This is a genomic window from Candidatus Cardinium hertigii, from assembly GCF_003176915.1.
GTDB lineage: Bacteria > Bacteroidota > Bacteroidia > Cytophagales > Amoebophilaceae > Cardinium > Cardinium hertigii_A.
Genome location: NZ_CP029619.1, coordinates 406615 through 427192 on the forward strand (window position 1 = coordinate 406615; position 20578 = coordinate 427192).

10 protein-coding genes are annotated in these 20578 nt (G+C 39.2%); 7 read left to right on the forward strand and 3 right to left on the reverse strand.

Annotation, left to right across the window (positions count from 1 at the left end):
• The first annotated feature begins 50 nt into the window (after positions 1–50).
• The 5 genes from DK880_RS01535 to DK880_RS01555 all read left to right on the forward strand — a co-directional run bounded on the left by DK880_RS01535 (position 51) and on the right by DK880_RS01555 (position 16157).
• Complete coding sequence (locus DK880_RS01535) at positions 51–3602, forward strand: sodium:solute symporter family transporter (RefSeq protein ID WP_109997079.1); 3552 nt, start codon at positions 51–53, stop codon at positions 3600–3602.
• A gap of 261 nt (positions 3603–3863) precedes the next feature.
• Positions 3864–7415: a sodium:solute symporter family transporter gene (locus DK880_RS01540; protein WP_109997080.1), complete on the forward strand. Its 3552-nt coding sequence runs from the start codon at positions 3864–3866 to the stop codon at positions 7413–7415.
• A gap of 257 nt (positions 7416–7672) precedes the next feature.
• Complete coding sequence (locus DK880_RS01545; RefSeq protein WP_109997081.1) at positions 7673–11209, forward strand: sodium:solute symporter family transporter; 3537 nt, start codon at positions 7673–7675, stop codon at positions 11207–11209.
• Between the two features lie 254 nt (positions 11210–11463).
• Positions 11464–15054 carry a sodium:solute symporter family protein gene (locus DK880_RS01550; RefSeq protein ID WP_109997082.1) on the forward strand — a complete coding sequence of 1197 codons (3591 nt, stop codon included), beginning with the start codon at positions 11464–11466 and terminating at the stop codon, positions 15052–15054.
• Between the two features lie 119 nt (positions 15055–15173).
• Positions 15174–16157, forward strand: coding sequence for an Rpn family recombination-promoting nuclease/putative transposase (locus DK880_RS01555; protein ID WP_109997083.1), 984 nt, complete (start codon positions 15174–15176; stop codon positions 16155–16157).
• Positions 16158–16388: 231 nt separating this feature from the next.
• Here DK880_RS01555 and DK880_RS01560 read toward each other — a convergent pair whose 3' ends face one another.
• The 3 genes from DK880_RS01560 to DK880_RS01565 all read right to left on the reverse strand — a co-directional run bounded on the left by DK880_RS01560 (position 16389) and on the right by DK880_RS01565 (position 19091).
• On the reverse strand, positions 16389–17897 hold the full coding sequence (locus tag DK880_RS01560) for a carboxypeptidase M32 (protein WP_109997084.1): 1509 nt from the start codon (positions 17895–17897) through the stop codon (positions 16389–16391).
• 59 nt (positions 17898–17956) lie between these two features.
• Complete coding sequence (locus DK880_RS05135; protein ID WP_162534102.1) at positions 17957–18124, reverse strand: hypothetical protein; 168 nt, start codon at positions 18122–18124, stop codon at positions 17957–17959.
• Between the two features lie 256 nt (positions 18125–18380).
• Positions 18381–19091, reverse strand: coding sequence for a rhomboid family intramembrane serine protease (locus tag DK880_RS01565; RefSeq protein WP_109997085.1), 711 nt, complete (start codon positions 19089–19091; stop codon positions 18381–18383).
• A gap of 222 nt (positions 19092–19313) precedes the next feature.
• On the opposite strand from DK880_RS01565, the gene DK880_RS01570 reads away from it, so the two are divergent.
• Complete coding sequence (locus tag DK880_RS01570) at positions 19314–19928, forward strand: hypothetical protein (RefSeq protein ID WP_109997086.1); 615 nt, start codon at positions 19314–19316, stop codon at positions 19926–19928.
• A 272-nt stretch (positions 19929–20200) separates the two neighbouring features.
• Positions 20201–20578 carry a 30S ribosomal protein S12 gene (rpsL, locus tag DK880_RS01575; RefSeq protein WP_109997087.1) on the forward strand — a complete coding sequence of 126 codons (378 nt, stop codon included), beginning with the start codon at positions 20201–20203 and terminating at the stop codon, positions 20576–20578.

Here is a 20578-nt window from a genome sequence, read left to right on the forward strand (position 1 = left end):
TGTTGTATCATAGGCTATAGCTGTACAAAACTAATTTTTTGTTATTCACAATGACACTATGCAATAATTTACCCCTTGTAATGGTAATGGCTTTTCTGCTACTGACCTTAGTAGTAGGATTGTATTACAGTAGGAGAGTAACCACTTTTCGGGAATATGCCATAGGCAATAAGCAATTTGCTACGGCTACACTGGTGGCAACTATGTTGGCCACTGAATTTGGTGGAGGAGGGTTATTGCGTAGCGTGGAACAAACCTATGTCCAGGGCCTCTACTGGGTTCTAGTAGGCCTTTCTATTCCGCTCGGCTATTGGCTGTTAAGTTCCTTAATGTTGCGCATGGGATCTTTTATGCAGCATTTTTCCCTAGCAGAAAGTATAGGTAGTGTCTACGGCAATATACCTAAGATTGCTACCGCTTTGAGCTATATGGTATCCAACATTATTGGGATAGGTATGCAAATTATCGCTATGGAGACAGCCATTAAGGTATGTATAGACTTAAATGATAACGGAAATGCAAGGATGATGCAAAATAGCGTTACAGTTGTGGCTACTTGTATACTTATCATGTATTCCATTTTTGGAGGTATCCGTTCCGTAACTTTTACCGATGTATTGCAGCTTATAACTTTTACTGCTGTTATTCCCTTGGTAGTGTGGTTTATATTTGTGGAAACCAACAAATCGGTGGTAGAAGTAGTTTCCATTTTGCACAAGGAACCCAAATTTCAGTTGAGTAATTGTTTGCATGTAAATAAACTATTTGACATGGCTGCATTATTTTTGGCCAGTTTATCTTTTTTTATACATCCTACTATTGTACAGAGGATCTACATGGCTTCTACACCTATACAGGCTAGGAAATTGTGTTTATATTCTGGAATTTTTGCTCTGGTGATACGTAAATTTATAGCTTTAATAGCGCTTTTACTTTTTGTCAAGGCGCCTTTACTATCTAAGGATCAAATTTGGCCTCATATATTTACAAGCCTTCCTTCCATTTTTCAAGGGTTCATTGCCATTAGTCTACTAGCTATGGCCATGTCTACGGCTGACTCTTACTTAAATGTTTGTGCCGTGACGGCAAGCCATGATATACTAGGCAGTATAAAAGCTATTAAAATAATAGCGGATAAAAATAAGCTTGTATTAACTAGATTAATCACTGTAATAGTGGGTATATGTGCTATGCTATTGGCTTTTTGGAAAAGAGATTTATTAAGCTTGTTTATGTTTGCTCTTGATTTTTCTGTTCCCATTGTAACCGCCCCTTTTCTATTGGCTATCTATGGTTTTCGTGCTACCTCCCGTACAGCCTTAATCGGTATGGCTACTGGTATAGTAGCTATCCTAGCTTGGAACCGATGTGTTGAACCGATAACTGCTATTAATGGTGCCTTTCCTTCTATGCTGGCCAACGGTTTAGCCATGCTAGCCGCCCACTATTTACTACCGCACCCAGCAGGAACTGGCTGGGTGCCTCCTGATAAGATTTACCAGCAAAGGCAGCAGGAAAAGGCAAGAATCGCAAGACGTAGTAAACAAGAAAGGGAACGCTTTTTTTCAAAAGAAAATTTAATAAAGCTTAAGCCGTCTAGGGTAGTGTTACTGTTAACAGGTCTCTATTTACTTGTTATAGGCGCTGCTAGCCTTGGCTATGGCTATGATTATACCGGACACAGTCTATACAGCTATGGCTTATTGCTGTTGTCTGGTATAGGTTTGCTTTATATGGGGTGTGCTGTCTATGGCTACCATATCATACCAGATAAGGCAATAGGGATCTGTTGGTTTTTTAGTTTGTTAGTTGCGCTCCCGCTCCATCTTCTCTTTAGCTGCTTCCTATGCCAAACACTTTTGGTCCCCTTTATTTTATTTTTTACCCATGGAACAGTTCTATTGTGGACACTTCCGTTCTATTGGAGCCTAAGAGCGCTAGCTATTACGACAGGGGGTATGCTAATAGCTATTTGCTGTTGTAAAGCAACGGTAGTATGGCCTGATCCTATGATAGTATTGCCTTTGGTAGGAGTGGGCTCATTTCTAGTAATGTTGGTTGTGTATTTTAAAAAACAAAATAGAATTCAGCAGGAACGGGTAGCCTATTTCCTGCAAAAACAAGCTACACAAGAAGCCTATGAACTAAAAAAATTAGCCTATAGTGAAGAACTCCCTACTGCTTCTCCTCAAAGCCTCTTAGCCCAAGAGGGAACTATTTTAGAAAAAGCCATCCAAAATGTTACGCAATCTATTGCCTTTGTAGATAGTACCACTCCCTTCCTTAAGGAAGACTTCCAAAGCATCATCGATAAATTTGCAGAATGGGCTTACTATTTTAGATCACGAGCCAAACGCCAAGACCAGCTTCTTTTACAACCGACTGCTATCCCATTAGAAGCGCTTATCGATGCAGGAGAGGTGGCCTACCAAAAAGAAAAAGGTTACTTACCTGGTTTATGGGTAGAGGAAGTCGTAAATATACCCGATACCATGCTAGGCGATAGGGAGCAGTTGGTACGGCTTCTCTTCCTGGCTCTTAACCATGTAAGGCAATCCAGCGCTTCCTTTCGTTTCCCTATTACGCTACAGCTGCAACTTACCCAATTGCGCTACAAAAAGAGAGAACCGCTTGAAGCGGATGGAGATCCTGATTGTATCTCTTTTCCTGCGTTGGCGCTAATATTGTGTGTTGGAGAAAAAAGCATGCCTACCCTACAAGCAGTATATGACGTAGAAGACGCTTCCACTACCCAACCAATGGATCCTTTTGTATCTCCGCAAAAGGTAAACTTACATAAAGAAAATTTAGCATCGATTGTGCATGCGCACTATGGGCTTCTGTTGTTGCCGCATGCAGAACAATTGGTCTGCCTACTCCCGCTGGATGTGTCCCAAGTAAGAGAGGAAATGCTAGCGCTTTCCTTGCCAAGGGAAGCGGGTACGCAGGAGGAAGCCTCTATTACGCCCCATGAAAAGACCGCATCGTTAGCAAGATTGTCGTCGTTTCATGATTGGATTCCTTCCTTTGAAAGTATAGATCCTTTCCTTATTGCAGAGATACTGCTCTTATTAAGGCGCTGCTATGGATTTAAACGGCATGCATCGGGGCAGCTTTTTTATGTACGGGCCGTAGGGATTGCCGAGTGGGTAGCTGCTTGGACAGATGGCCATGCTAAACTGGTTTATGCGACGCTGCTGTATGATTTGGTCCGCTATACCAGACTGCCGCTTTCCTATATCAAAGCCAATTATCATCTAATCGTTTACTGTTTTGTAGAAAATACAATTGCTATCGATAGCCGGAAGCGTTTAGAGGAATCGCTGCTGGCTATTGCCAACCGCTTGAAGGAATCCTTGCAAAAAGAGTATTTTTCTGTACTCTATGTGAAGCTGGCAGAGCGGCTATACGATTTAAAACATGCTTCCGGATACAAAGATCCTACCATTGTACAAGCCATGGCCAAAGAAAGTTTAACCATTGACGTGGAGCTGGCCCAGCGCTATGGAGAACCAGGTATGGCTATTCTTTTGAAGCACGCAGCTGAGGAAGCATTGGCTGGTGTTAAGCCTACAGAACCTGAAGGAGGGATGAAGCCTTGATGGCTTTTTAAGGTATATACCTTATATTATAATTTCGGTCATGCTTTTTTACATTATTATTGTATAATACCATACAATTAATGTGCATTACCTGATGTAATGGCTATTGTAGAAGGTTCTTTTTACAACAATGTTGATACATAAATGTAAATTCCTTGGTTTTATAGCTTTATATTATATATTGTATACTCAGCTGTGGTTAAACTATAGTTATTGTATCATAGGCTATAGCTGTATGAAACTAATTTTTTATTATGCACAATGACACTATTCAATAATTTACCCCTTGTAATGGTAATAGGGTTTCTGCTACTGACCTTAGTAGTAGGGCTGTATTATAGTAGAAAAGTAACTACTTTTCGAGAATATGCGGTAGGAAATAAGCAATTTGCTACGGCTACACTGGTGGCTACCCTGTTGGCCAGTGAATTTAGCGGAGGCGGCTTATTGCGTGGCGTAGAACAAACCCATGCACAGGGACTTTTCTGGATATTATTTGGCTTATCTTCTCCTATCGCTCATTGGATATTAACTTCTTTGATGTTGCGCATGGGGCCTTTTATGCAGCATCTCTCTTTAGCAGAAAGCATCAGTACTTCCTATGGGAAAATGCCTAGATTGGTTGTTGCTTTGGTTTCCGTTATTGTAAACGTTATCATGGTGACTATGCAAATTATTGCTATGACTAAAGCTATCGAAGTATGTCTAGACTTAAGTAATAGCGACAACGCAAAGGTAATGCAAGCTAGCATACCAGGAATAGCTACCCTTATAGTTATAGGTTATTCTATGTTTGGTGGTATTCGTTCGGTTACTTTTACCGATGTATTACAGTTTATAACTTTTACGGCTATTATTCCTTTAGTAGCCTGGTTTATATTTAAGTCAACTGACAAGTCAGTGTTAGAGGTAGCTTCCATCCTGCACAAAGAACCAAAATTTCAGTTGACTAGCTGTCTGCATATAAATAAACTATTAGCGCTAACCACATTGTTTCTAGCCAACTTAGTTGGTCACATAGACCCCGTTATTATACAACGGATCTACATGGCCTCTAGCCCTATACAAGCGAGAAAGTTGTTTATACATGCTGGAACCTTCGGTTTTATAATAAAAGGGTTTATATACTTAATAGCACTTTTCCTTTTTGTTAAGGCGCCCACACTATCCAAAGATCAAATCTGGCCGCATGTATTTCAAAACATTCCCCCTATTTTTAAAGGGTTTATTGCTGTTAGTTTACTAGCTATGGCCATGTCTACGGCTGATTCTATGTTAAATACATGTGCCGTCCTAATAAGCCATGATATAGTAGGCAGTATACAAGCTACCAAAGGAATAATAGATAAATACAAACTTAGTTTAGCACGATATACTGTTTTAATAGTAGGTATCTGTGCTATGCTATTAGCCTTTCAGACAAGTGATTTACTCGCTTTATTGCAACTTGCTTTTGCTTGCTTTATTCCCATCATAACCGCTCCTTTTCTCTTGGCTGTCTATGGTTTCCGTGGAACATCCCGTACAGCCTTAATCGGTATGGCAACTGGTATAGTAGCTATTTTAGCTTGGAACAAATGGATTGAACCGATGACTGGTATAGATGGCGCTTTCCCTTGCATGCTGGCCAACGGCTTAGCCATGCTAGCCGCCCACTACCTATTGCCGCACCCAGCAGGAACCGGCTGGGTGCCTCCTGATAAAACTTACCAACAATGGCAACAGGAAAAGGAAAGAATCACAAGACGTAATAAGCAAGAAAGGAAGGACTTCTTTTTAAAAGCGCAGCTAGCAAAATTTAAACCGTCTAGAGCAGGGTTGTTGTTAACAGGCATTTATTTACTTGTTATAGGAACTGTTAGCTTTGTCTATTGTTATTACCATAGCGATCAAGTACAATACAGCTATAGCTTATTGCTATTGCCTTGTATAGGGTTTCTTTATATAGGGTGTGCCATCTATAGCTACCAGTTTATCCCAGATTGGGTAGTAGGCAGCTGTTGGTTTTTTAGTTTGTTAATTGCGCTCCCCCTCCACCTTCTCTTTAGCTGCTTCCTATGCCAAACACTTTTGGTCCCCTTTATTTTATTTTTTACCCATGGAACAGTTCTATTGTGGACACTTCCGTTCTATTGGAGCCTAAGAGCGCTAGCTATTACGACAGGGGGTATGCTAATAGCTATTTGCTGTTGTAAAGCAACGGTAGTATGGCCTGATCCTATGATAGTATTGCCTTTGGTAGGAGTGGGCTCATTTCTAGTAATGTTGGTTGTGTATTTTAAAAAACAAAATAGAATTCAGCAGGAACGGGTAGCCTATTTCCTGCAAAAACAAGCTACACAAGAAGCCTATGAACTAAAAAAATTAGCCTATAGTGAAGAACTCCCTACTGCTTCCCCCCAAAATACCTTAGCCCAAGAGGGAACTATTTTAGAAAAAGCCATCCAAAATGTTACGCAATCTATTGCCTTTGTAGATAGTACCACTCCCTTCCTTAAGGAAGACTTCCAAAGCATCATCGATAAATTTGCAGAATGGGCTTACTATTTTAGATCACGAGCCAAACGCCAAGACCAGCTTCTTTTACAACCGACTGCTATCCCATTAGAAGCGCTTATCGATGCAGGAGAGGTGGCCTACCAAAAAGAAAAAGGTTACTTACCTGGTTTATGGGTAGAGGAAGTCGTAAATATACCCGATACCATGCTAGGCGATAGGGAGCAGTTGGTACGGCTTCTCTTCCTGGCTCTTAACCATGTAAGGCAATCCAGCGCTTCCTTTCGTTTCCCTATTACGCTACAGCTGCAACTTACCCAATTGCGCTACAAAAAGAGAGAACCGCTTGAAGCGGATGGAGATCCTGATTGTATCTCTTTTCCTGCGTTGGCGCTAATATTGTGTGTTGGAGAAAAAAGCATGCCTACCCTACAAGCAGTATATGACGTAGAAGACGCTTCCACTACCCAACCAGTGGATCCTTTTGTATCTCCGCAAAAGGTAAACTTACATAAAGAAAATTTAGCATCGATTGTGCATGCGCACTATGGGCTTCTGTTGTTGCCGCATGCAGAACAATTGGTCTGCCTACTCCCGCTGGATGTGTCCCAAGTAAGAGAGGAGATGCTAGCACTTTCCTTACCGAGGGAAGCGGGTACGCAGGAGGAAGACTCTATTACGCCCCATGAAAAGACTGCATCATTAGCAAGATTGTCGTCGTTTCATGATTGGATTCCTTCCTTTGAAAGTATAGATCCTTTCCTTATTGCAGAGATATTGCTTTTACTGCGGCGTTGCTATGGATTTAAACGGCATGCATCGGGTCAGCTTTTTTATGTACGTGCCGTAGGGATTGCTGAGTGGGTAGCTGCCTGGACAGATGGCCATGCTAAACTGGTTTATGCGACGCTACTGTATGATTTGGTCCGCTATACCCGCTTGCCGCTTTCCTATATCAAAGCCAATTACCACCTAATCGTTTACTGCTTTGTAGAAAATACAATTGCTATCGATAGCCGGAAGCGTTTAGAGGAATCGCTGCTGGCTATTACCAACCGCTTGAAGGAATCCTTGCAAAAAGAACATATTTCTGTACTCTATGTGAAGCTGGCAGAGCGGCTATACGATTTAAAACAGGCTTCCGGTTACAAAGATCCTACCATTGTACAAGCCATGGCCAAAGAAAGTTTAACCATCGATGTGGAGCTGGCCCAGCGCTATGGAGAACCAGGTATGGCTATTCTTTTGAAGCAGGCAGCTGAGGAAGCATTGGCTGGTGCTAAGCCTACAGAACCTGAAGAAGGGATGAAGCCTTGATGGCTTTTTAAGGTATATAATATACCTTATATTATAATTTCGGTCATGCTTTTTTACATTATTATTGTATAATACCATACAATTAATGTGCACTACCTCATGCAACAGCTACTGTATCAAGGTTCTTCCTGCAACAATGTTGATACATAAATGTAAAATACTTAATTTTATAGCTTTATATATTGTATACTTAGCTGTGGTTAAACTATAGCTATTGTATCATAGGCTATAGCTGTACAAAACTAATTTTATTCATAATGACACTATGCAATAATTTACCCCTTGTAATGGTAATGGCTTTTCTGCTACTGACCTTAGTAGTAGGATTGTATTACAGTAGGAAAGTAAAAACTTTTCGGGAATATGCAGTAGGCCATAAGCAATTTGCTACGGCTACGCTGGTGGCAACAGTGTTGGCCACTAGCTATGGAGGAGCAGGATTAATGCGTACTGTAGAATTTGTTTATAGTGAAGGTCTTTACTGGATAATCATGGAGTTTCTTTGCAATGCTTTTCTATTTGTTGTTGCTCCGATAGCACTTCGCATGGGACCATTTATGCGAAATTTATCTATAGCAGAAACTATAGGAAATGTATATGGTATATATCCGAGAATCATTGTAGGAATATCTAGTATTTGTTCTTCTATAGCCATTATTACTATGCAAATTCATGTGTTACGTAAAGCTATATGTACATGCACAGGATCTGTTGATTTTTTAAAAGTAACCATATTGGCTACATTAGTTCTTATTTTTTATTCCATTCTTGGTGGTATCCGAGCTGTTACGCTTACTGATGTTTTACAGTTTATAACTTTTTCTATCATCATTCCTTTACTTGCTTGGTTTGTTTTTATAAAAATAAGGAAAACCCCAATTACTACGATTACGTCTCTTCTACAGAACACGCAAAAATATCAGTTTAGTGATTTTCTTAAGTTGGATATGAAACTCATAGCAATATTGGCTTTGCTTTTATCCTCATTAGTGGCTTATATAGCAGATCCTGTTTTTATGCAACGGATTTATATGGCTTCCGCTCCTATTCAAGCATATAAAGTATTTACTATATCTAGCTTATTTACGTTTTTAATAACGGGATCTATTACTTTAATAGGATTGTTTGTTTTTATAGGAGAACCAGGATTACAACAGCAGCAAATTTGGCCCTATATAATGAACCATATCTCTCCTTTTTTTAAAGGGCTTACGTGTATTAGTTTACTAGCCATGACTATGTCTACAGCTGATTCTTGTTTAAACAATTGTGCAATTATAATTGTTCATGACATAATGGGAAGTATAAAAAAAATAAGTTTAACCAATACAATTCAATTAGCTAGGTTAACCTCTTTTGTAGTAGGTTTATGTGCTATGGTTTTAGCTTTTCGCTGTAAAAATTTATTAGAATTGCTTAAAATAAGTTTTGATTTTTCAATACCTATTGTAACCGCTCCTTTTCTTTTAGCCATTTATGGATTTAGAAGCAGTTCTCTTACAGCTTTAATTGGTATGGGAATTGGTGCACTAACTATTTTAGCCTGGAATAAATGGATTAAGCCATTGGAATCTACAATAGAGATAGACGGTGCTTTTCCTTGCATGCTAGCCAACGGCTTAGCCATGCTAGCCGCCCACTACCTACTGCCCCAGCCAGCAGGAACTGGCTGGGTGACTCCTGATAAAATTTACCTACAAAAGCAACAAGAAAAGGAAAGAATCGCAAGGCGTAATAAACAAGAACGTGCCATTTTTTTTACAAAAGAAAATTTAGCCAAGCTAAAACCCAATGCCATTACATTGGTATTAGTAGGGATTTACTTAATTGTATCTAGCTTAGTTAACAGCTGTTACTACAACGCGCAAACAAAGACAGTATGGCAATGCCTTCCCTTTTATATGCTAGGGGTTGGGTATATAGGTTATGTAGCCTTCTTGAAGGAAAATAACAAAATCCCAGATTGGGCAATAGGCAAATATTGGTTTATAAGTGTATTAGTTGGATTCCCGCTCCATCTTCTCTTTAGCTGCTTCCTATGCAAAACACTTTTAATCCCCTTCATTTTATTTTTTACCCATGGAACAGTTCTATTGTGGACACTTCCGTTGTATTGGAGCCTAAGAGGGCTAGCTATTACGGCAGGGGGTATGCTAGTAGCTATTTGTTATTGTAAAGCAACGGTAGTATGGCCTCCTATTACACTATTATTGCCCATACTACCATTTGGGTTGCTACTTTTGGTGGGTAATGTTTGGGCAAAAAACAGTATTGTACAAAAGGAATCCCGTAATCTTTATTTCCTGCAGAAACAGGCCACACAAGAAGCCTACGAACTAAAAAAGCTAGCCTATAGGGAGGAGCTCCCTACTGCTTCTCCCCAAAATACCTTAGCCCAGGAGGGAACTATTTTAGAAAAAGCCATCCAAAATGTTACGCAATCTATTGCCTTTGTAGACAGTACTACCCCCTTTCTCAAAGAAGACTTTCAAAGCATCCTAGATAAATTTGCAGAATGGGCCTACTATTTTAAATCACGGGCCAAACGCCAGGACCAGCTTCTTTTACAACCAACAGTTATCCCATTAGAAGTGCTTATCGATGCAGGTGAGGTAGCCTACCAAAAAGAAAAAGGTTGCTTACCTGGTTTATGGGTAGAGGAATTCGTAAATATGCCCGCTACGATGCTAGGCGATAGGGAGCAGTTGGTACGGCTTTTGTTTCTGGCCTTTAGCCATGTAAGGCAATCCAGCGTTTCTCCGCGCTCCCCTATTACGCTACAGCTGCAACTTACCCAATTGCGCTACAAAAAAAGGGAACCGCTTGAAGCAGATGGATCCCCTGATTGTATCACTTTTCCTGCGTTGGCGCTAATATTGTGTGGGGGAGAAAAAAGCATGCCTACCCTACAAGCAGTATATGACGTGGAAAGCCTTGCTACTACCCAACCAGTGGATCCTTTTGTATCCCCGCAAAAGGGAAACCTACGCAAAGAAAATTTAGCATCGATTGTGCATGCGCACTATGGGCTTCTGTTGTTGCCGCATGCAGAACAATTGGTCTGCCTACTCCCGCTGGATGTGTCCCAAGTAAGAGAGGAAATGCTAGCGCTTTCCTTGCCAAGGGAAGCGGGTACGCAGGAGGAAGCCTCTATTACGCCCCATGAAAAGACCGCATCGTTAGCAAGATTGTCGTCGTTTCATGATTGGATTCCTTCCTTTGAAAGTATAGATCCTTTCCTTATTGCAGAGATACTGCTCTTATTAAGGCGCTGCTATGGATTTAAACGGCATGCATCGGGGCAGCTTTTTTATGTACGTGCCGTAGGAATTGCTGAGTGGGTAGCTGCTTGGACAGATGGCCATGCTAAACTGGTTTATGCGACGCTGCTGTATGATTTGGTCCGCTATACCTGCCTGCCGCTTTCCTATATCAAAGCCAATTACCACCTAATCGTTTACTGCTTTGTAGAAAATACAATTGCTATCGATAGCCGGAAGCGTTTAGAGGAATCGCTGCTGGCTATTGCCAACCGCTTTAAGGAATCCTTGCAAAAAGAGTATTTTTCTGTACTCTATGTGAAGCTGGCAGAGCGGCTATACGATTTAAAACATGCTTCCGGATACAAAGATCCTACCATTGTACAAGCCATGGCCAAAGAAAGTTTAACCATTGACGTGGAGCTGGCCCAGCGCTATGGAGAACCAGGTATGGCTATTCTTTTGAAGCACGCAGCTGAGGAAGCATTGGCTGGTGCTAAGCCTACAGAACCTGAAGAAGGGATGAAGCCTTGATGGCTTTTTAAGGGTATTATATATTACGTGTAATATAACTTTGATTATACTCCTCTTTCCCTATTGCATAATGGCAGGTATGCACTACCTCATGCAACAGCTACTGTATCAAGGTTCTTCCTGCAACAATGTTGATACATAAATGTAAAATACTTAATTTTATAGCTTTATATATTGTATACTTAGCTGTGGTTAAACTATAGTTGTTGTATCATAGGCTATAGCTGTATGAAACTAATTTTTTATTATTCACAATGACACTATTCAATAATTTACCCCTTGTAATGATAGTCGCTTTTTTGCTATTGACTCTGGTAGTAGGGCTCTATTACAGTAAGAAAGTAAGAACTTTGCGAGAATATGCTATAGGAAATAAGGACTTTGCTACGGCTACGCTAGTGGCAACATTACTAGCAACTGCTTGGGGCGGCGGTGGATTAATACGTACAGTGGAGGAGATCTATAGCCGAGGATTTTATCATATTTGTATTTCATTTTCTAGTGTTATTAGTTTGTGGATTATTAGTTTACTGGCATTTCGGATGGGACCATTTATGGAAAATCTTTCTGTATCAGAAACTATAGGTAGTGTATATGGTAAATATCCAAGGATTATCGCTTCTCTGGCATATGTTATTGCTTCTATTCCTAGTATTACTACACAAATTAAAGTAACTGCTTTGGCTATAAGTATGAGTACAGAGCTAAATGATTCAATAAAAAATTATAGTATAGTATTTGCCGCTTTTATTCTTGTCTTTTATTCTACCTTTGGTGGTATTCGAGCCGTTACTTTCACTGATGTACTGCAATTTATAACTTTTACCATTATCATACCCTTACTTACCTTATCTCTATTTGAAGTTATTAATAAACCAGTTGTAGCTTGTTTACAAAGCCACCAAAAATTTCAGCCTTATAGTGTATTTCGTTTTGACATGCAGTTGATGGCAATGGTTAGTTTATTTTTGTCCAATTTAATGTCTAGTACAATAGCACCTGCTAAGATACAAAGATTATACATGTCATCTGGGACCGTCCAAGCACATAAAGTTTTCTGGTACTCGAGTATTTTTAACATTATAATAACAGGTTGTGTTGTTTTAATTGGGCTATTTGCTTTTGTAAATTCAGACTCCTTGCCAAAAGAAACCGTATGGAACCATATTATGGAATCCATTCACCCTATTTTTAAGGGTTTGATTTCTATTAGTCTACTAGCTATGGCTATGTCTACAGCTGACTCTAAATTAAACACTTGTGCTATTATGATTAGTCATGATTTGATAGAAAGTATAAAAAATATAAAATTTCCATGTGTACACTCCCATCAAAACCGTTTTATGGCACGTATAATTAGTGTGCTAGATTTATGCTTAAAACCAGTACTAGCTTACCCTATTCGATTAGCTAGGATTACTACCCTAATTATAGGATTTTTAGCTATGGTTTTAGCTTTTAAGTATAAAGATTTATTAAAATTAATGACATTGGTTATTAATTTATATGTACCCGTTGTAACAGCCCCTTTTATTTTATCTGTTTTTGGTTTTCGGAGCAGTTCTCGTACAGCTGTTATTGGAATGATTACAGGTGTATTAACTATGAAAGCTTGGAATCAATGGATTAAACCAAGCACAATCCCATCCACTGTAATAGGTGTAGATGGTGCTTTTTTTTGCATGCTAGCCAACGGATTAGCGATGCTGCTCGCCCACTATCTATTGCCGCAACCAGCAGGAACCGGATGGGTACCTCCTGATAAAATTTACCTACAGAGGCAACAGGAAAAGGAAAGAATCGCAAGACGTAATAAAAAAGAACGAACCATCACAAAAGAAAATTTAGCCAAACTGAAACCCAATGCCATTGCCTTGGTATTAGTAGGGATTTACTTGATTGTATCTAGCTTAGTTAGCAATTATTACTACAACGGGCAATTCAAAGCTTTATGGCAATGCCTTCCCTTTTGTATGCTAGGGGTTGGGTATATAGGTTATGTAGCCTTCTTGAAGGAAAATAACAAAATCCCAGATTGGGCAATAGGCAAATATTGGTTTATAAGTGTATTAGTTGGATTCCCGCTCCATCTTCTCTTTAGCTGCTTCCTATGCAAAACACTTTTAGTCCCCTTCATTTTATTTTTTACCCATGGAACAGTTCTATTGTGGACACTTCCGTTGTATTGGAGCCTAAGAGGGCTAGCTATTACGGCAGGGGGTATGCTAGTAGCTATTTGTTATTGTAAAGCAACGGTAGTATGGCCTCCTATTACACTATTATTGCCCATACTACCATTTGGGTTGCTGCTTTTGGTGGGTAATGTTTGGGCAAAAAACAGTATTGTACAAAAGGAATCCCGTAATCTTTATTTCCTGCAGAAACAGGCCACACAAGAAGCCTATGAACTAAAAAAATTAGCCTATAGTGAAGAACTCCCTACTGCTTCTCCTCAAAGCCTCTTAGCCCAAGAGGGAACTATTTTAGAAAAAGCCATCCAAAATGTTACGCAATCTATTGCCTTTGTAGATAGTACCACTCCTTTCCTTAAAGAAGACTTCCAAAGCATCATCGATAAATTTGCAGAATGGGCTTACTATTTTAGATCACGGGCCAAACGCCAAGACCAGCTTCTTTTACAACCGACTGCTATCCCATTAGAAGCGCTTATCGATGCAGGAGAGGTAGCCTACCAAAAAGAAAAAGGCTACTTACCTGGTTTATGGATAGAGGAATCCGTAAATATACCCGATACGCTGCTAGGCGATAGGGAACAGTTGGTACGGCTTCTCTTCCTGGCCCTTAATCATGTAAGGCAATCCAGCGTTTCCTTTCGTTCCACTATTACGCTACAGCTGCAGCCTACCCAATTGCGCTACAAAAAAAGAGAACCGCTTGAAGCGGATGGAACTCCTGCTTGTATCTCTTTTCCTGCGTTGGCTTTGGTATTGCGTACAGAAAATAAAAATATCCCCCTATTTACTATACAAGCAATATATGACGTAGAAGATGCTTCCATTACCCAACCAGTGGATCCTTTTGTATCTCCGCAAAAGGTAAACCTACACAAAGAAAATTTAGCATCGATTGTGCATGCGCACTATGGACTTCTGTTGTTGCCGCATGCAGAACAGCTGGTCTGCCTACTCCCCCTAGATGTAACCCAAGTAAGAGAGGAGATGCTAGCACTTTCCTTACCGAGGGAAGCCGGTACCCAAGAGGAAACGTCTATTACGCCCCATGAAAAGACCGCATCACTAGCAACATTGTCCGCTTTTCATGATTGGATTCCTTCCTTTGAAAGTATAGATTCTTCCCTTATTGCAGAGATATTGCTCTTACTGCGGCGTTGCTATGGATTTAAACGGCATGCATCGGGTCAGCTTTTTTATGTACGAGCCGTAGCGATTGCTGAGTGGGTAGCTGCCTGGACAGATGGCCATGCTAAACTGGTTTATGCGACGCTGCTGTATGACTTGGTCCGCTATACCAGACTGCCGCTTTCCTATATCAAAGGTAATTATAATATGGGGGTGTACTGTTTTGTAGAGAATGTAATCGCTATAGACAGCCGGGAGCGTTTAGAGGAATCGCTGCTGGCTATTACCAACCGCTTGAAGGAATCCTTGCAAAAAGAGCATATTTCTGTACTCTATGTGAAGCTGGCAGAGCGGCTATACGATTTAAAACAGGCTTCCGGATACAAAGATCCTACCATTGTACAAGCCATGGCCAAAGAAAGTTTAACCATTGACGTGGAGCTGGCCCAACGCTATGGAGAACCAGGTATGGCTATTCTTTTGAAGCACGCAGCTGAGGAAGCATTGCTTATAAACAAACAATAGCATTCATTTGGTAATGATACTTTTGTATGTAAGATTAAGTTAGCTGCAGGTAATACATACTAAGCTAGTTTTTCAAGGATACAGTTTATGCTCTGTTTGCGTTTAAACCATAAGACAGTATGACCAGCCATCTAAAGCATGATGCTTTAATCAAAAAGATCTTAACGGATCAACTAGCTGCACAGGAATTCCTAGAACACTATTTACCAGCTGACTTTAAAGCGCTTGTTGATTTAAGTCAAATCACCATAGAAAAAGAATCTTTTGTTGAAGATAACCTTAAAAGAAAACTAACCGATCTCCTCTATTCCGTTAAAACCAAAAATCAGGAAAAAGCTTTTGTCTATGTATTAATTGAAGCACAGGTTATACCAGATCATTGGATGGCATTGCGCTTATGGAAATACATGCTTTTGTTATGTGAACGCAATAGGAAAAATAAAAACAGTTTACCTTTAATATGTCCCATTGTAATTTACCACGGCTCTAAACCATACCATGCACCCAGGAATATATGGCAATTGTTTAGCAACCCTGAACAAGCCCAAAAATTAATGGGGGAAGAGTATCAACTGATTGATTTACAAAGCATGTCAGATGATGCCATTTTACAAAAGAAACATTTGGCTATGTTTGAATACCTGCTTAAACACATCCATAAACGCGATATACTCAAATTATGGGAAAACGTATTTACACACTGCCAACACGCTCTATTAGTAGATAAAGAAAAAGGTTATATTTGTATAAAGGCTTTGGTATGGTATAGCGATGCTAAGTTACCGGAAGAAAAACAGGCGGCATTAGAACGGGTCATCTCGAGCCATTTATCTAAAGAAGAAACAGCTACGATTATGAGAACCATTGCACAAAAATACATTGAGGAAGGCAGACAGCAGGGGATAATGCAAGGAATGGAGAAAGGAATGGAGAAAGGAATGGAAAAAGGCAGGCAACAAGGAATAATGCAAGGAATGGAGAAAGGTAAAATGGAAAGGAATCTTGAAATAGCTAAAGTCTTGCTGGCGGATGGTGTTGAGGTCTCCTTTATTGCGAAAATTACTGGACTTGATACGGTTTTTATTGCTTCACTTCAATTATAAATTGACAATAATTCATCCTAGTAAGAGAGAAGCGCTCTCTTAACTATGTAATACCATTTTGATTTATATCTCTCCCTAACTAAGGGTAACTAACTATACTCCTTATAATTGTTTAGTATCAATGCCCCAAGTAAAGAGTAAATGCTCCTAGAAGGATTGCATTACCCGCTCTAATCCTACAATAAATAATATGGTCGGTCTACCCATATATATAGCCATTATAGTTTCATATTAAAAAATAGCAAGATTGGTATATTTTTGGGTTATATACTCTTTATAGGATTGTACAGCCATAGGAGTTTCTGTAATAGATTGAATAATTTGTGCTACACTATATATCCTTCCAAATTGATGTATTCGCTCACGTAACCAATCACGCATAAAAGAAAACTTCCCAGTAGCTATGTTTTCCTTCCAAGCTGGAAAACTTTGTTCAAAAGCATGAAAACATTGTGCTGCATATATGTTACCTAATGCATAGGTAGGGAAATAGCCAAAAGAACCACTAGACCAATGAATATCTTGTAGACATCCCTCTGCATCGTTAGTAGGCGTAATACCTAGCAATCTTTTCATTTCATCATTCCACAAATGAGGAACATCTTCTACCTCAATAGTGCCTTCTATTAACTGTTTTTCTAATTTAAACCTAAGTATAATATGCAATGGATAGGTTATTTCATCTGCGTAAATACGTACACAAGAAGGCCGAATGTGGTTGATATGTTGATAAAAATCAGATAAAGCAAGCTGCTTAAACTGAGGAAAAATCATTTGAAACTTAGGATAAAAATATTTCCAGAAAGGTAAAGATTTCCCCACCATTACCTCCCACCACCTAGATTGACTTTCATGTAATCCCATAGAAGCAGCTTGACCAGCTGGTGTAGCCCATTCTTCTTTAGAAAGACCTAACTCATAAAGCGCATGCCCTCCCTCATGTAAGGTGGCAAAAATGTTTTCTAATAATCCATTGTCCTTATGAATCGTAAACCTTACATCCGTAGGATGAATGCCCATGCAAAAAGGATGTACAGAAAAATCTACCCTGCTATTGTGATTGTTATAAAGACCCAAAGAGTCCAAAATCAGCTGATTGAACGACATCAAATCTGCTTGCGCAAAAGAACCCTCAAAATAAACCTCATAAGGACTGTTTTTCCCACTGGTTCTTTTTACTTTATCCAATAAAAAATATTCTAAATCAGAAAAAAGAGAAGACAAATCCTCTGTTGTTATACCTGGCTCATATAGATCCAGCAGCGCGTCATAGGGCGTAGTTGTGTAACCCAATAGGTTAGCTTTTTCTTGATTAAGCGCTACTACTTTTTGTAACCATGGACTAAATAAAGCAAAATTAGCGGTTTTTTTAGCTTCTTTCCATACTTCTGTTGCCTTAGTGACTACTGTATAATACGTTTGAATGAAAGATTTAGTCAGCTTAGTCATACGCTTAAAATCTCTAGCCCATTCCCTAAGGTTCGCTGCTTCCGTAAAAGAAAGATCTTTTATTTTAATATTTTCCGTATTAATATCGATCATTGCTTCTAATGCATCCCGATAAGCAGCACTGGTTGTTTCTTTATAAAGCAGAGAAGCTAGGTAAGCGAGCTGTTTGGAACGTATTTCAACAGCAGCAGCAGGCATACAAACTTGTTGATCCCATTCTAAAAGCTGTTCTATTTGACGCAATAGCTGAATATGGCTGAACTTTTCTATAAAATCTTTATACAAGGACATAACTGATTAAATTAAATAGCCTGTTGCAAACAAACAAGTAGCTAAAAGGAGAAGAGCAACTATAGGTAAATTGAACCATTAAAAATTTTTTTATCCTGTTTTACTCCGGCTGCCAAACAGGGGAAACCATCTATGGGGACCCCTGGTATGTTAAGTAAATTAGCTGTACTACGCAAATTAGCATCCTCTTGTGCATTGCTTTGCTGACCGACAAAACTCCTTCCCATATAGTTGAATCACCTACTCAATGAGTTGTTTTTAACGGAAATGCGCCAACTGGTTGGTAATGTAAATATTTTTATAGCAGCATATATTGATACCTAGCTGTAATTAAGCTAGCTGTAAGGTAAACTATAATCGTACCATGTGCCTAAGCTGTCTATAACAGCTACTACAGTAGTGGCTTCTGATACCAACCTTAGTAATAGAGCTGTATTACAGTAGAGCGGTAACTACTCTTTGCAAAAGGAGACTAGAGAACTTTTATGTTGTTTTATGGAGGCGTATAAATTTAGTAGTACCTCCAAAAGTTTGGTTCCCTCCCTTTTTATTTTTATACCTTTGAGCATACAGGTAACCTACGATTGCGCCACCCAACTGCGCTACATAATGACCGGCATGCTTACCCGTTAATTGCATAAAAGAAAAAAGCAGTAAAAAGACTACTACTACACGTAGCGGAAGAGATATAAAAAACAAATTTACTTTTAAATCAGGAATTAAAACACAAACTGCTACCATAATAGCATAAATAGCAGGTAAAGGACCATGTAAATAAGCAAGGCTCTCTTTAAAGGGAGGGGAGAGTTGGTAGAGCGCAAAAAAAGCACAAGCGCCTGCTATTTTCCCTAAACAATAAAGATACACAACGCTTTTCGTATGTGTAACCAACCGAATGCTTTGACCAAAAGTATAGAGCATAAGCATATCTAAACCCAACTCTAGAAAGCTATGGTGCACAAAAGAATAGGTAACAATCGCCCAAGGCCGCTTCAACAGTAAAACAAAACAAGAAGGAAGGGTCAATTGCTCGTAAAGTAGGGGCATACGGCTTGCATACCCGCAAATGTAAAAAAATGTATGTAGCAAGCCAATCAATACAAAACTTAAAATATGCAGCCATATTAACTGCATCCAACCACTTTTAGGTTGCTTAAACTGACTACGTAAGTAGTGGTACAAAAAATTTGTCATAACTAAAAAAATAGAATTCTACACCTATGCATATTACATTAATTTAATATATTCTGTATAGGGTTTGCTTATTCACTTGCTATTTTAAATAGGACTGTTAAAGCCTTTTGCTCTAGCGCATAAAGCTTAGCGGTCTTACCTAGTAAGCATAACTTTCCCTACTATTTCGAATAGGTACGTTCACTATATTAAACTAATTACAAATACAAATATATTAAGTATATGCTAACTACGCTAAGAAAAAGAAACCAAAAGAGAACCATTGTACTAGGATCCTGGTTGGTGTTGGTTTATCAAGGATGCACCAGCAATGGTAAACAATCTATGAAACAGCAATTGTATGCTCCTACTGAAGCAATAAGTGCTATCCCTTCGGCTCCGTCACGCTCCCTATCAGAAGATTTACCTGAATTGAAAAGCTTAACTAAAAAAGAAGCTAAGCAAAAAGCAAAAAATAAATTAACAGAAACTGAAAAAGCCATCAACCAATGTTTCAACTATGCAAGGCATATTCAACAAAAAAATTACCAGGAACAATTGGGCGAGATCATGTTGCATAAAACGTGTATAACATGGATAGGTCATCGTCTTTTACAAAGCAGCATTCAAACAAAAACAGGGCAAATAGGTCTATTAGAGGCAACCTTTACTGATGCCATGCAATACTTTCATGAAGCAACACCCTATATTTTACAAGCGAAACAACTAAAGTCTAACAAAGCATATAAAAAAATGCACCAAACACATGAAAAACTAAGAAAACAATTGGACTTTATTCGAGATGAGATAGTACAAATCAACGCTTTCATGAAACAGCAGCATGTATTTCGCAAATGAAATAACTAAAATCTAACAAAGCATATAAAAACACAGCAAACATAAGTCAACTAAAAGGATAATTAGGACTTTACCTACAAGAATATATCAGATTATTTAACTATATTTGAGGGAAAGTAATCTATTTAATAGCTCAATACCCTCTAGAGATAGGGGAAGGCTGTTTGTGTTACCAGCTAATTCGTTTTACACATTTTTAGCTTTAGCAAAAATATTAAAAGATACAGCAGTATGCTACTTCAGGATTTCGTAACAATTACTATATTCCGTTCATGTTAACCATACAACAACTTGTAAGAAGGGGAAGAAAGCGTACGGCTTCTGCCTCAAAGGCACCAGCGCTTTCATCCTGTCCACAGCGGCGTGGGGTATGCACTAAGGTGTATACCTTGAAACCAAGAAAGCCTAATTCTTCTATGAAAAAGGTGGCTAGAGTCCGTCTTACAACGGGCAAGGAAGTGAATGTTTATATTCCTGGGGAAGGACACAACCTTCAGGAACATTCTATTGTATTAGTTAAAGGAGGGGGCGTCAAAGACCTATCAGGTATTCGGTATCGAATCATTCGGGGAGTACTGGATACAGGAGGGGTTAATGGAAGACGCCAAGGAAGGTCGCTATATGGCGCTAAACAACCTAAAAAGAAATAA

Excerpts from the sequence above, each read along its gene's own strand:
- DK880_RS01535 (WP_109997079.1), top strand. The coding sequence starts at position 51 with ATGACACTATGCAATAATTTACCCCTTGTAATGGTAATGGCTTTTCTG.
- DK880_RS01540 (WP_109997080.1), top strand. The coding sequence starts at position 3,864 with ATGACACTATTCAATAATTTACCCCTTGTAATGGTAATAGGGTTTCTG.
- DK880_RS01545 (WP_109997081.1), top strand. The coding sequence starts at position 7,673 with ATGACACTATGCAATAATTTACCCCTTGTAATGGTAATGGCTTTTCTG.
- DK880_RS01550 (WP_109997082.1), top strand. The coding sequence starts at position 11,464 with ATGACACTATTCAATAATTTACCCCTTGTAATGATAGTCGCTTTTTTG.
- DK880_RS01555 (WP_109997083.1), top strand. The coding sequence starts at position 15,174 with ATGACCAGCCATCTAAAGCATGATGCTTTAATCAAAAAGATCTTAACG.
- DK880_RS01560 (WP_109997084.1), bottom strand. The coding sequence starts at position 17,897 with ATGTCCTTGTATAAAGATTTTATAGAAAAGTTCAGCCATATTCAGCTA.
- DK880_RS05135 (WP_162534102.1), bottom strand. The coding sequence starts at position 18,124 with ATGGGAAGGAGTTTTGTCGGTCAGCAAAGCAATGCACAAGAGGATGCT.
- DK880_RS01565 (WP_109997085.1), bottom strand. The coding sequence starts at position 19,091 with ATGACAAATTTTTTGTACCACTACTTACGTAGTCAGTTTAAGCAACCT.
- DK880_RS01570 (WP_109997086.1), top strand. The coding sequence starts at position 19,314 with ATGCTAACTACGCTAAGAAAAAGAAACCAAAAGAGAACCATTGTACTA.
- rpsL (WP_109997087.1), top strand. The coding sequence starts at position 20,201 with ATGTTAACCATACAACAACTTGTAAGAAGGGGAAGAAAGCGTACGGCT.